This is a genomic window from Polynucleobacter sp. MG-6-Vaara-E2 (assembly GCF_018687695.1).
Classification (GTDB): Bacteria; Pseudomonadota; Gammaproteobacteria; order Burkholderiales; family Burkholderiaceae; genus Polynucleobacter.
Window position 1 is genome coordinate 1,047,036 of record NZ_CP061303.1, and the last position, 12,951, is coordinate 1,059,986.

Annotated in this window: 11 protein-coding genes; 1 reads left to right on the top strand and 10 read right to left on the bottom strand. The window is 45.9% G+C overall.

The annotated features are described in order from the left end of the window. Positions 1-6: 6 nt before the first annotated feature. Genes ICV38_RS05515 through ICV38_RS05545 form a run of 7 tightly spaced genes read right to left on the bottom strand, consistent with a single transcriptional unit; the run spans position 7 to position 9,304 of the window. Positions 7-534 carry a bifunctional 2-polyprenyl-6-hydroxyphenol methylase/3-demethylubiquinol 3-O-methyltransferase UbiG gene (locus tag ICV38_RS05515; protein WP_251368112.1) on the bottom strand — a complete coding sequence of 176 codons (528 nt, stop codon included), beginning with the start codon at positions 532-534 and terminating at the stop codon, positions 7-9. Positions 535-547: 13 nt separating this feature from the next. After that, on the bottom strand, positions 548-1,750 hold the full coding sequence (locus tag ICV38_RS05520) for a tryptophan--tRNA ligase (RefSeq protein ID WP_215378125.1): 1,203 nt from the start codon (positions 1,748-1,750) through the stop codon (positions 548-550). Positions 1,751-1,781: 31 nt separating this feature from the next. Continuing rightward, on the bottom strand, positions 1,782-2,630 hold the full coding sequence (locus ICV38_RS05525) for a 3',5'-nucleoside bisphosphate phosphatase (protein WP_215378128.1): 849 nt from the start codon (positions 2,628-2,630) through the stop codon (positions 1,782-1,784). A gap of 9 nt (positions 2,631-2,639) precedes the next feature. After that, complete coding sequence (zapE, locus tag ICV38_RS05530) at positions 2,640-3,743, bottom strand: cell division protein ZapE (protein ID WP_215378131.1); 1,104 nt, start codon at positions 3,741-3,743, stop codon at positions 2,640-2,642. After that, positions 3,744-5,180 (bottom strand): dihydrolipoyl dehydrogenase, encoded by a 1,437-nt coding sequence (lpdA, locus tag ICV38_RS05535; protein ID WP_215378134.1) that lies wholly within the window; start codon positions 5,178-5,180, stop codon positions 3,744-3,746. It lies immediately after the preceding gene. Positions 5,181-5,192: 12 nt separating this feature from the next. Beyond that, positions 5,193-6,404 (bottom strand): 2-oxoglutarate dehydrogenase complex dihydrolipoyllysine-residue succinyltransferase, encoded by a 1,212-nt coding sequence (gene odhB / locus ICV38_RS05540; RefSeq protein ID WP_215378137.1) that lies wholly within the window; start codon positions 6,402-6,404, stop codon positions 5,193-5,195. 44 nt (positions 6,405-6,448) lie between these two features. After that, positions 6,449-9,304, bottom strand: a complete 2,856-nt coding sequence (locus tag ICV38_RS05545) for a 2-oxoglutarate dehydrogenase E1 component (protein WP_215378140.1) — start codon at positions 9,302-9,304, stop codon at positions 6,449-6,451. A gap of 283 nt (positions 9,305-9,587) precedes the next feature. Here ICV38_RS05545 and ICV38_RS05550 point away from each other — a divergent pair, with 283 nt between their 5' ends. Beyond that, positions 9,588-10,304 (top strand): excisionase family DNA-binding protein, encoded by a 717-nt coding sequence (locus ICV38_RS05550; RefSeq protein WP_251368113.1) that lies wholly within the window; start codon positions 9,588-9,590, stop codon positions 10,302-10,304. Positions 10,305-10,375: 71 nt separating this feature from the next. On the opposite strand, the gene ICV38_RS05555 is transcribed toward ICV38_RS05550, so the two are convergent. The 3 genes from ICV38_RS05555 to ICV38_RS05565 form a co-directional block, all read right to left on the bottom strand. After that, complete coding sequence (locus tag ICV38_RS05555) at positions 10,376-10,660, bottom strand: H-NS family nucleoid-associated regulatory protein (protein ID WP_215378143.1); 285 nt, start codon at positions 10,658-10,660, stop codon at positions 10,376-10,378. Positions 10,661-10,871: 211 nt separating this feature from the next. After that, a complete protein-coding gene (locus ICV38_RS05560) occupies positions 10,872-11,291 on the bottom strand; it encodes a PaaI family thioesterase (protein ID WP_215378146.1) in 420 nt (139 codons plus the stop codon). 16 nt (positions 11,292-11,307) lie between these two features. Further along, on the bottom strand, positions 11,308-12,855 hold the full coding sequence (locus ICV38_RS05565) for a 2-isopropylmalate synthase (protein WP_215378149.1): 1,548 nt from the start codon (positions 12,853-12,855) through the stop codon (positions 11,308-11,310). Between the last annotated feature and the right edge of the window lie 96 nt (positions 12,856-12,951).

The following is a 12,951-nucleotide window of genomic DNA, read 5'->3' on the forward strand; positions in this document are numbered from 1 at the left end:
CCCTTTTTACCCTGCTTTTACAGCACATAGGCGCTGAACCATAGCTGGTTTGGGTTCGTCTGTATAAATGTCCTCGTAGGCGAGGACTTTCATGCTGTGGCGACCTGCAAAATTGAGCAATTCCCCTGTATTTAAAAGGAAATTAGGGTTAGATGGTTTTCCAAACTGGGCATTGCCCTGAGCGAAGGTTTCGTAGATCAAAATGCCTCCCTGAGCCAGCATAGAGGGCAAGCGATCCATATGGGGTTGGTATAAGTAATTCGTCACCACGATGCCACTAAATTGCAGGTTCTCTAGGGGCCATTCCTCAAGCTCTAAATTCAGAGATCTCGTCTCAACCAGGAAATGCTTGTTTTGCTCAAGTGCAGTCACATCCTGATCGACGGCCATGACCGAATATCCCAATTGCGCTAAATAGTTTGTATGGCGACCGCCCCCGCAAGCAAGATCTAGAACCAAACCATCTTTGGGGATCTGAGAAGCAAAACGCTTCACCCAAGGTGAAGCGTTTATTTGAGCATCATGATGATTCACTATGAGGGACGCCTTAATCGTATGCTAAGCCCATTGCTTCACGAACCTCGCGCATCGTTTCTTGGGCAACCTTACGGGCCTTATCGCAACCGTCTGCAATGATGGAGCGTAATAAGCTGGGGTCATCCAAATATTTTTGAGCACGTTCAAACATAGGCTGTTGCTCTGCCAAGATTGCATCAATCACAGGTTGCTTGCATTCCAAGCATCCAATACCGGCAGATTTGCAACCCTTATCCACCCACTGCTTTGTCTCTTCACTGGAATAAACGGTATGTAATTGCCATACCGGACAGCGCGCAGGATCACCAGCATCTGTTCTGCGCACACGAGCGGGATCGGTTGGCATGGTTCGAATCTTTTTAATCACTTCTTCTGGTTGCTCACGAATGCTAATGGTGTTGCCATAAGACTTAGACATTTTTTGTCCGTCAATGCCTGGCATGCGTGAGGCTGAAGTAAGCAATGCTTGAGGTTCAGGCAGAATAATTTTGCGTGCGCCCTCGAGGAAACCAAAGAGTCGTTCACGATCTGCCATCGATAAACTTTGAGCCTCTTGTAGTAGCGCCTTAGCTTGTTCTAGGGCCTCATCATCGCCACGCTCTTGGAATGCAACTCGTAACTCTAAATACATCTTGGCACGTTTACTGCCAAGTTTTTTCACAGCCTCAAGTGCCTTCTCTTCAAAACCAGGCTCGCGACCATAAAGGTAGTTAAAGCGACGCGCAACTTCACGAGTCATTTCCACATGGGGCACCTGATCTTCACCTACTGGGACATGCTGTGCACGGTATATCAAGATATCGGCAGCCTGTAGCAATGGGTAGCCCAGGAAACCATAAGTCTGCAGATCTTTTTCTTTGAGCTTCTCAATCTGATCTTTGTAGGTTGGAACCCGCTCTAACCAGCCTAATGGAGTACCCATTGAGAGCAATAGAAATAGTTCTGCATGCTCAGGCACTTTACTTTGAATAAATAAAGTTGCTTGATTTGGGTCGACACCAGCTGCTAACCAATCAATCACCATATCCCAAACGGATTGCTCAATCACATCTGGGGTTTCATAGTGAGTGGTTAATGCATGCCAGTCAGCAACAAAGAAGAAGCAGGGATATTCAGATTGCAGGCGCACCCAATTCTTTAATACACCATGGTAATGACCAAGATGCAAATTGCCCGTAGGCCGCATACCAGATAGAACACGTTCAGCAAACATCGTTTTTCTTTGTCTTTATTGTGAATTGAAATTAATGGAATACAGACCAAACTGGTGTTAGATGATCTGGCAAATGCGGCAAGGTGCCCAAGTCAATATGGCTTTCATTTGGATCATGAAAATCAGAACCGCGGGATGCCAAAAATCCATATTGCTGTGCAATCTTGGCATAGGTCTTGTATTGGTCTGGACTATGACTACCAGTAATGACCTCGATGCCAAGACCCCCTAGCTCTTTAAAGTGCTTGTACAGCTCGTCCATCTGCATCGCATTAAAGTTATAGCGACCTGGATGTGCAATAACAGCGACACCGCCTGCAGCCTTAATCCACGATACAGCATCATCTAATTTGGCCCACATATGGGGTACATAGCCAGGCTTATCTTCTACCAAATAATTTTTGAAGACATGCTCCGTGTCCTTACAAACACCCTGCTCAACCAAATACCTCGCAAAGTGCGTTCTCGAAATCAAATCATGATTACCTGCGAAATGTAAGGCGCCTTCATAAGCACCCGGAATTCCAACTTTGAGCAATTGCTCAGCCATTAACTTGGCACGATTACCGCGTCCTGCACGGGTACTGCGCAAACCCTCAATGATGCCTTGATGATTAGCATCAATACCCAGACCCACAATATGAATCGTTTGCCCCATCCAAGTAACAGAGATTTCTACGCCAGCCAAGTAGTCCAGATTGATTGCGCTGGCTGCGGCTTTAGCACGCTGTTGACCGCCTAACTCATCATGATCAGTTAGCGCCCATAAAGTTACGCCATTAGCCTTGGCACGCACAGCCAAAGCTTCGGGCGTCAAGGTGCCATCAGAGACCACAGAGTGGCAATGTAAATCGGCATTTAAGGTGGATAAGCTACTCATGACCCTATTTTAGGTCAAGCTGGTATCAATTACCCGGCGTGGCGCATCAAGGTAGTCACGAGACTGCATCTCAATCAAGCGGGACACCGTTCTTGAGAATTCTGCGGTAATTTGGCCTTCTGTGTATAAATCTGGGGCTGGGACCTCAGCTGACAAGATGAGCTTAATTTTGTGGTCATACAGCACATCAATTAACCAAATAAAACGGCGTGCTTCATTGGTCATTCTGGGTGGCATATAAGGCACTCCAGACAAAATGACCGTATGAAACTGATTTGCGATTTCTAAATAGTCATTTTGTGAACGAGGTCCACAACACAGAGTTTGAAAATCAAACCACACTACACCATCAGCCATATGAAGTGGTCGTAACTCGCGGGACTCAATATACAAGACTGGGCTGCGAGCTTCTTTTTGATTGCCAATCAGCGTTTGAAACATTTGACCCAAGGTCGCCTGCGTTTCTGCATTCACAGGCGTTAAGTAGGCCTCAACTTGTGCCATCTGTACGCGGCGGTAATCATTGCCTGCATCCACGTTTAGAACATCTAACTTTTCTTCAAGCAACTTGATGGCCGGAATCAAACGATCACGATGCAAGCCATTTGGATAGAGTTGGTCTGGGCGGTAATTTGAGGTCATCACAAATTGAACCCGATCAGCAAATAACGCATCGAGTAGACGATATAGAATCATCGCGTCGGCAATGTCATTGATGTGAAACTCATCAAAACATATTAAGCGGTAACGCTTGGATATCCGCTTTGCAAGCTCGTCTAACGGATCTGAGAGGCCCGAGAGCTCATGCAACTCACGATGCACTTCGCGCATGAATTCATGAAAGTGGATGCGGATCTTTTTCTCTAGTGGCGAGGCTGCGTAGAAGCAGTCCATCAAGAACGATTTACCTCGCCCTACACCACCCCATAAATACAGTCCGCGAGGGAGATTGGGCTTGAAGATTTTTTTCTTGAGAGTGTTGCTGCGGATTTCCTTGTATGCAATCCATTCATCCTCGCATTGTTGCAAACGCTCAACAGCACGAAGCTGCGCGGGATCGCTGTGATACCCGCGCGCTTTTAATTCCTGCTTGTAATACTCAATAGTTTTCAATTACATATTGAGTGCGCGTTGATCTGTCGCTAATGCTGCTTCGCGCATCAATTCTGACAAGCTTGGGTGCGGATGACAGATACGTGCAATATCTTCTGCTGCTGCTTTGAATTCCATGGCTACAGCGGCTTCAGCGATTAAATCAGAAGCATTTGGCCCAATGATGTGAACACCGAGAATCTCATCGGTTTTCGCATCAGCCAATACTTTGATAAAGCCATCGGAGCGGCCCATACCTAAGGCCCGTCCGTTAGCTGCAAATGGGAATTGACCTGCTTTATAAGCAACGCCTGCCTCTTTAAGTGCTTGCTCTGTTTTACCAACCCAAGCAATTTCAGGATCGGTGTAGATCACCCAAGGAATGCAGTTGTAATCAATATGAGGTTTTTGTCCAGCAATCACTTCAGCAGCCAAAACACCTTCGTCTTCTGCTTTGTGAGCCAACATTGGCCCACGCACTACGTCACCTACCGCGTAAACACCAGGCGCTGCAGTTGCGCAAGTATGATCATCAATTGGAATAAAACCACGCTCATCTACCTTGAGGCCAATCTTTTCTAGGCCTAATTTGTCAGTGTTTGGAATGCGACCTACAGACACGATCAAGCGATCACACTCTAATTTGGCAGCTTTACCAGCGCTATCGGTGTAGTTAACCACTACACCTTTCTTATCTGCCTTAACATCACCGATCTTCACACCCATATTGATGTTCAAACCTTGTTTTACGAAAAGCTTTTGTGCTTCTTTGGCAATACTGACATCGCAAGCAGCCAAGAATGAAGGTAATGCCTCAAGCACAGTCACTTCAGAACCGAGGCGACGCCATACAGAACCAAGCTCCAATCCAATGACGCCGGCGCCAATCACGCCAAGTTTCTTAGGCACAGAATCAAACTTCAGGGCACCTTCGTTATCACAGATCAAGACGTTATCTACTGGCAAGCCAGGTAGGTGACGTGCTTTAGATCCAGTAGCAATAATCACATTCTTCGCAGAAACAGTCTCTTTGTCTTTGCCATCAATTTTGACTTGATAGCCATCAGCACCCTTGCCTTCAAAAGAAGCATGACCTTTTAGCAAAGTAATCTTGTTCTTGCGGAACAAATATTGAATACCGCCAGTCATCTTGGTAACGATGTCATCTTTACGAGAAACCATCTTCTTGGAATCAATGCTGACTGAGCCAACTTTGATGCCATGATCAGCAGCATGATGACCAATCTTCTCGAATTCTTCGGAGGACGCCAACAAGGCTTTAGACGGAATACAACCTACGTTTAAGCAAGTACCACCTAAGCGTGGCTCACCCTTAGGATCGTCATAAGCATTAGATTCGGCACAGGCAACCTTAAAACCGAGTTGCGCTGCGCGGATTGCAGCGATATAGCCACCAGGGCCACCACCAATTACGAGTACATCAAAAGCTTGGCTCATGATCTTCCCTTCTTACAAATCAAGGAGAAGACGCGAAGGATCTTCTAAAGCATCCTTCATGGCAACCAATCCAAGCACAGCCTCTCGACCGTCAATGATGCGATGGTCATAAGACAAAGCTAGGTAATTAATTGGGCGAACCACAACTTGACCGTTTTCAACTACAGCACGGTCTTTAGTTGCATGAATACCGAGAATCGCTGATTGTGGTGGGTTGATGATTGGTGTGGAGAGCATTGATCCGAATACACCACCGTTAGAGATGGAGAATGTACCGCCAGTCAACTCTTCAATCGACAACTTACCCTCACGAGCCTTAACACCAAACTCTGCAATCTTCTTCTCAATGTCAGCCAAATTCATTTGATCAACGTCACGCAGAATCGGAACCACCAAGCCGCGCGGTGAGCTCACAGCGATACCGATATCAAAGTAACCGTGGTAAACAATGTCATTGCCATCAACGGAAGCATTGAGTAATGGGAATTTCTTCAGAGCATGGGTAGCTGCTTTAACGAAGAAAGACATAAAGCCTAGTTTGACGCCATGAGTCTTTTCAAACTGATCTTTGTACTTGTTACGCAATGCGATCACTGGACCCATGTTGACTTCATTGAATGTGGTCAATATGGCATTGTTAGCCTGTGACTCAAGCAAACGTTCTGCAATACGAGCACGTAAGCGGCTCATTGGAACGCGCTCTTCTGGACGGTCACCAGTTGGAATTGGTGCGCTTGGCAATGCAGCAGATTTAGCGCCGCCTGCAGAGGCATTTAATGCATCACCTTTGGTAATGCGGCCATCACGACCAGAGCCGGCAACTTGACTTGCATCTACACCCTTTTCAGCAAGGATCTTGCTTGCTGATGGTGACGCAGCTGCACCTGAAGCTTTCGCTGCTGGCGCTGCAGCTTTAGCTGGAGCGGCTGCTGGTGCTGCAGCAGGAGCAGGAGCGGCAGCGGCTGGAGCTGCAGAGGCTACTGCAGTACTATCAATTTTTGCAATCAACTGCTCTGCAACGACAGTGCCACCATCAGCCACTACGATCTCTGTCAATACACCAGCAGAAGGTGCTGGTACTTCAAGAACCACTTTATCTGTTTCGATTTCGATCAAGATCTCGTCTTGACCAACCGCATCACCAACCTTCTTTTTCCATTGCAATAAAGTTGCCTCAGCAACTGATTCTGAGAGTTGTGGAACTTTAACTTCGAAAATAGCCATGATTAATCCTGTTTATAAATATGTATGTTGAGTAATGAAAACGATTATTTCGTGATCACATAACCTTTTAATTTGGCAAATGCCGCATTGAGAAGAGACTTCTGCTGTTCTTGGTGAAGATGCGCATATCCACAAGCAGGTGAAGCAGATGCAGGACGACCTGCATAAGCCAACCTCATACTGTCAGACATGTTTTCCAAGATGTTGTGTTGCACAAAGAACCATGCACCTTGGTTTTGCGGTTCATCCTGACACCACACTACCTCTTCTAACTTTGGATATTTCTTCAATTCAGCGGTCAACGCTTTGTGTGGGAATGGATAGAGCTGCTCTATGCGAATAATCGCTGCATCATCAATCTTCTTCTCTGTACGTTGCTTGACTAAGTCGTAGTAAACCTTGCCTGAACACATAATCAAGCGAGTAACTTTCTTGGCATCAATAGCCTCATCGCGCTCACCCAACACAGTATGGAAGCCACCTTTAGTGAACTCTGACAAAGGTGAAGCAGCTTCTTTATTACGCAGCAATGATTTTGGTGTCATCAAGATCAGCGGTTTGCGGAACTGACGAATCATTTGACGTCTCAATACATGGAAGATTTGTGATGCGGTTGTTGGCTGAATCACTTGCATATTGGTATCAGCACACAATTGCATGAAGCGCTCAAGACGCGCTGATGAATGCTCAGGGCCTTGACCTTCATAACCGTGTGGCAACATCATGACCAAGCCATTGGCACGACCCCACTTTACTTCGCCAGAGGCGATGAACTGATCGATCACTACTTGAGCGCCGTTAGCAAAGTCGCCAAACTGAGCTTCCCAGATGGTCAGCGTATTTGGTTCTGCAGCAGCGTAGCCGTATTCGAAACCAAGCACAGCTTCTTCAGAGAGAATCGAGTCAATGACAACAAATGGAGCCTGATCTTTAGTGACGTTCTGAAGTGCGATGTAAGTACCGGTATCCCATTTCTCACGATTTTGCTCATGCAATACCGCATGACGGTGAGTAAAAGTACCGCGACCGCTATCCTCTCCAGACAAGCGTACTGGATAGCCACTTGCCACCAGAGATGCGAAAGCCATATGCTCACCCATACCCCAGTCGATATTCACCTCACCACGACCCATCGCAGCACGATCGTTATAGACCTTTGCAACCAATGGATGAGCTTTGAAGTTCTCCGGAATCGTCGAAATCTTTTCAGCCAAACGCTTCCACTCCGTTAATGGAATGGCAGTATCCGCTTCATCAGTCCATTTCTTATTCAAGAAAGGTGACCAATCTACCGCGAACTTCCCTTTGAAGTTACTGAGAACTGGGTCAGAAGTCTGCTTACCTTCGTCCATTGCGGCGCGGTACTCTTTGACCATTAGGTCGCCAGTACCAGCAGGCAATGCTCCTTGGGTTTCGAGCTTATCCGCGTAAAGCTTACGTGTGCCAGGATGCGCAGCAATAATTTTGTACATCAATGGCTGCGTCATGGCAGGCGTATCTTGTTCGTTATGACCAAGCTTACGGAAGCAGATGATGTCAATCGCTACATCCTTGTGGAACTTCATGCGGAATTCAAGCGCTAATTTCGTTGCAAGAACTACCGCCTCAGGATCATCGCCATTCACGTGCAATACTGGTGCATCAACAATCTTCATGATGTCGGTACAGTAGAGACTAGAACGCAAATCGCGTGGGTCAGATGTGGTGAAACCAATTTGGTTATTAATCACAATGTGAACCGTACCGCCAGTGGAATATCCACGCACTTCAGACATCGCTAACGTTTCCTGCATCACGCCCTGACCTGCAATCGCAGCATCACCGTGTACCAAGACTGGCATGACTTGTTCACCCAACATATCACCCCGACGCTCCATGCGGGCACGGGCGGAACCTTCAACTACTGGGTTCACGATTTCTAAGTGAGATGGATTAAATGCAAGGGATAGGTGAACCGGACCACCAGGTGTAGAAATATCACTTGAGAAACCTTGATGGTATTTCACGTCACCCGCAGGTAATGTCTCAGGACCTTTGTGCTCAAACTCAGCAAACAAGTCTTGTGGCATTTTGCCCAAAGTATTTACTAAAACGTTAAGACGGCCACGGTGGGCCATACCAATCACAATCTCTTGAATGCCCTTGTTGCCGGCATCACGAATCAACTCGTCCATACAGGCGATGAAGCTTTCGCCACCTTCAAGCGAGAAGCGCTTTTGACCAACATATTTAGCTTGGAGGTAACGCTCAAGACCCTCAGCTGCGGTCAAGCGATCTAGAATTTGGCGCTTTTCTTCCACATTAAATTGTGGAGTTGAGCGAATCGACTCTAACTTTTCTTGCCACCACTTCTTAATCTTTTGATCGGCAATAAACATGAACTCGACACCAATCGTGCCGCAGTAGGTTTCACGTAATGCCTGCAGCAAATCGCGCAGAGTCATTTCGTTTTTGCCGAAGAAAGTATTACTGGTGTTAAAGACGATATCCATATCGCCATCGGTAAAGCCATAGAAGGCAGGATCAAGCTCAGGAATATCCTGGCGTTCCGTGCGCTTTAATGGGTCTAGGTTAGCCCAGCGATTACCGACGTTGCGATACGCCGCAATTAATTGCTGAACTGCAACACGTTTACGTCCCATTTCTGAGTCAGCCGAATCAGAAATGGTTCTGATGGGACCTTGCTTAGCGCGCTCAGCAAAAGACGCAACAATCGGTCCGTGCGCAACGTCAGTTCGTGATGAACCATCGACTGCAGGGACTTGTTTCACGTTATCAAAATAATCTCGCCAATGATCAGCTACGGAAGCTGGATCGTGCAAGTAAGATTCGTAGAGTTCCTCTACGTAAGGGGCGTTACCGCCGAAGAGATAGGAGTTATCTCTTTGATCCTGCATCATGATGCTCACCTTTCATCGGGTTTCCCGAATAAAAACTGTGGTTATAACCATCCGCTACACGGCTGTACCGCTTCACGAATTGCTCTGTGCAAATACTGGTACTACTGCAGTAATTTAACACGAGTGCCCATAGTCATATAAAGGGCTTTCCCTGATTTATCGGCTTTTGGGGGTATTTCCCTATCAATCCAAAATGAATAAGAACTTTCCTACTGAGCTTTCAATAAATACGGACAGATTCAAATCTATTTGATTTTTATTCTCTAAATCTTCAAGTGAATTAATGAAATTAAAGGGAAATATGAAAGCGATTACGCCAGAAATGGAATATTTAAGCACCAGACAAAGCGCCAAGGTCTTGCAGGTGTCATTGGGGACGGTTCAAAAAATGGTCGAATTGGGTGAATTAATCGCCTGGAAAACCCGTGGCGGTCACCGTCGCATATTGGCTAGCTCTCTTGAGCAGCAACTGCAACGGAGAAAGCGAGCCATGCGCCAGAAAACTACCCAAAACTGCGTTGCGATGGGGATATTCAGAAGAACTGAAAACAGCGAAGAATTGCTGCAATCAATTGCCGATTGGCAACTTAAGGTAGAGATGGAGGTAGCCGTTGACAGCCTCGAGGGATTGATGAAAGCAGTTTCAATTGCTCCTGACCTGATCTTTTTAGACGCGTTAATCCCACCAGTAGAGCAAGTTCATTTGATCCATTATTTGAGTAAAAACAAGGACACACAGCGGATTCCTATACTAGTAGATGAAGGTTTCATTAAGCTTCATCCCGGGGTTGTAGCCCTAGCTGATGAAAACAATGGCAATAGACCTCAGCTAACAGAGAGCATTAAGGAAGAGCTTGAAAATGGCTTAATTGACCTTAATCCACTCATCATTGGCTACCCAGCAACGAATCCAGAACATGATTCAACACTGACACAAATAAGTCGCCATGAACTACTTGAACCCCTTTTTATAGAAGCACTATCTCGCAAGTGTGCCTAGGTAGCCAATACCTCATTGCAATAAAAAAGGCCGCTGTTGCGGCCTTTAATAAATCTAATTAAATCAAACACTTAGATCAAGAAGTTACTACGGTCTCTACCCTCAATCCACTTAGGGGCTTTACCACGGCCAGTCCAAGTCTCTCCTGTAGATGGGTTACGGTATTTAGGGGCAACCTTGCCACCTGCGCTCTTACCGCCTGCTTTACGGCTAAATAAGTCTGAAGCAGTCAAGTTGTACTGCTCAATAATCAGCTTTGCTTTTGCAATGCCATCCGCTTTTTCGCGGGCGATTGCCTCTTTAATCTGTTTATCTAATTGCTCACGTTGAGCTAAAAGCTCTTTATAAAAAGACATCTATTGGTTTCTCCGAATAATAGGTTATCTGAAATATCTAATGAATAATGTATTTCATGAATCTATTATATAGGGATATTAATAACTAAACCAATATTACTGAATTAGAAATTAAGTCCTTATTAATCAAAGGTTTATTGTATTAATAATAACTAAATATAAATAATCATTATAAATAACATTATTAATTAATGCGATTTTATTGAGCTTTTTACTTTCTCAACATAAAGGTGCCACTCGCTTTAGCAGTTATCTCACCGGCCTCATTCAGGGCTACGGCCTCACAATAATTAATCGATTTACCTGCCTTAAGTAATGTACCCTCAACCACTATTTTTCCTAAGCTAGGACGCAGGAAGCTTGTTGTCATATCGATCGTAATGGCACCCAGCTGATGATTTGAGGCTGTACGAGCTGCCGCACCCATCGCAAAATCCAGCAGAGTCATGATGAGACCCCCTTGGGCTACATGAAAGCTATTCGTATGCTCTGGCTTCACGGTATAACTGATTCGAACCTTACCGTTCTCTGCAGATTCGGGCACGACACCCAGGTGATCCAAAAACGGAATATCCAAACCAAAGTACATGGTGCGATTGTGGCCTAGATTATTTGGCTCGTTTGTATTCATGCTGACTTTCGATGATTTAAGGGGTCATCTGAGCATTGAGCTTTGCCTGACTTGGATCATGCAATTTATTCAATGCAGACAAATACGCTTTTGCAGAGGCGGCAATGATGTCAGGGTCAGTTCCAACACCATTCACAATGCGCCCACCTTTAGATAAGCGCACTGTCACTTCACCCTGAGATTGAGTCCCAGAGGTAATGGCATTGACTGAGTAAAGCAATTGTTCCGCGCCGCTCTTAGCGATTTCTTCGATGGCATTTAGGCTAGCATCAACCGGACCATTTCCCTCTGCCTCAGAACTCACTTCTTTATCGCCCATGCGAAATGTCACACGAGATTTAGGACGCTCACCAGTTTCTGAGTGCTGGCTTAAGGAGATGAAATGGTAATGTTCACCCTCCTCCGCAGCCGCTGAGTCAGACATGATGGCAATAATGTCCTCATCAAAGATTTCCGCTTTTTGATCGGCCAAAGCCTTAAAGCGAGTAAATGCATCATTCAAATCCGCTTCTGCCTCGACAGTGATTCCCAGCTCTTGCAAGCGCTGCTTAAATGCATTGCGACCAGATAATTTACCCAACACAATTTTATTGGTTGACCAACCCACATCTTCCGCGCGCATGATCTCATAGGTTTCACGGTTTTTCAAAATACCGTCCTGATGAATACCGGAGGCATGGGCAAATGCATTAGCACCAACCACTGCTTTATTTGGCTGTACAACAAAGCCCGTAATCTGAGAAACCAATTTAGATGCAGGAACAATTTGACTGGCATCGATCCCACAAACCATATCAAAGTAATCCTTGCGGGTACGCAAAGACATGACGATTTCTTCTAATGCAGTATTACCCGCCCGCTCACCTAAACCATTGATGGTGCATTCAATCTGACGAGCACCGCCTATCTTCACACCAGCCAAGGAATTAGCTACCGCCATACCTAAGTCATTGTGACAATGCACAGACCAAATAGCTTTATCTGAGTTAGGTACACGGGTACGTAATGTTTTAATAAATTCGCCATAAAGCTCTGGCGTGGCATAACCCACTGTATCGGGAATGTTGATGGTGGATGCGCCTTCATTGATCACGGCCTCTACCACTCTGCACAAGAAATCCATCTCTGAGCGATAGCCGTCCTCTGCAGAAAACTCGATATCCGCAGCCAAATTTCTAGCAAAACGAATAGAGCGCTTTGCCTGCTCCAATACCTCTTCTGGAGACATGCGCAACTTCACAGCCATATGCAATGGACTCGTTGCCAAGAAAGCATGAATGCGCTTTGCATTTGCAGCCTGCAATGCATCCGCTGCACGTGTGATGTCTTTATCATTAGCGCGCGCCAATGAACAGACTATTGAATCCTTTACTGCAGCAGCCACGGCTGATATAGCCTGGAAATCACCTTCAGAGCTCGCTGCAAAGCCGGCTTCAATCACGTCAACCTTGAGACGCTCAAGCTGACGAGCAATGCGCACCTTCTCATCCTTGGTCATGGATGCCCCAGGGGATTGTTCGCCATCACGCAAGGTCGTGTCAAAAATGATTACTTTGTCGCTCATCACTACTCTCCAGTTTGGATTACTGATTTAACCAGTTACTTCAATTAGATTTGTTACAAATTCTGTGCAGCATCTTAAAAACAAAAACCCCAGCAA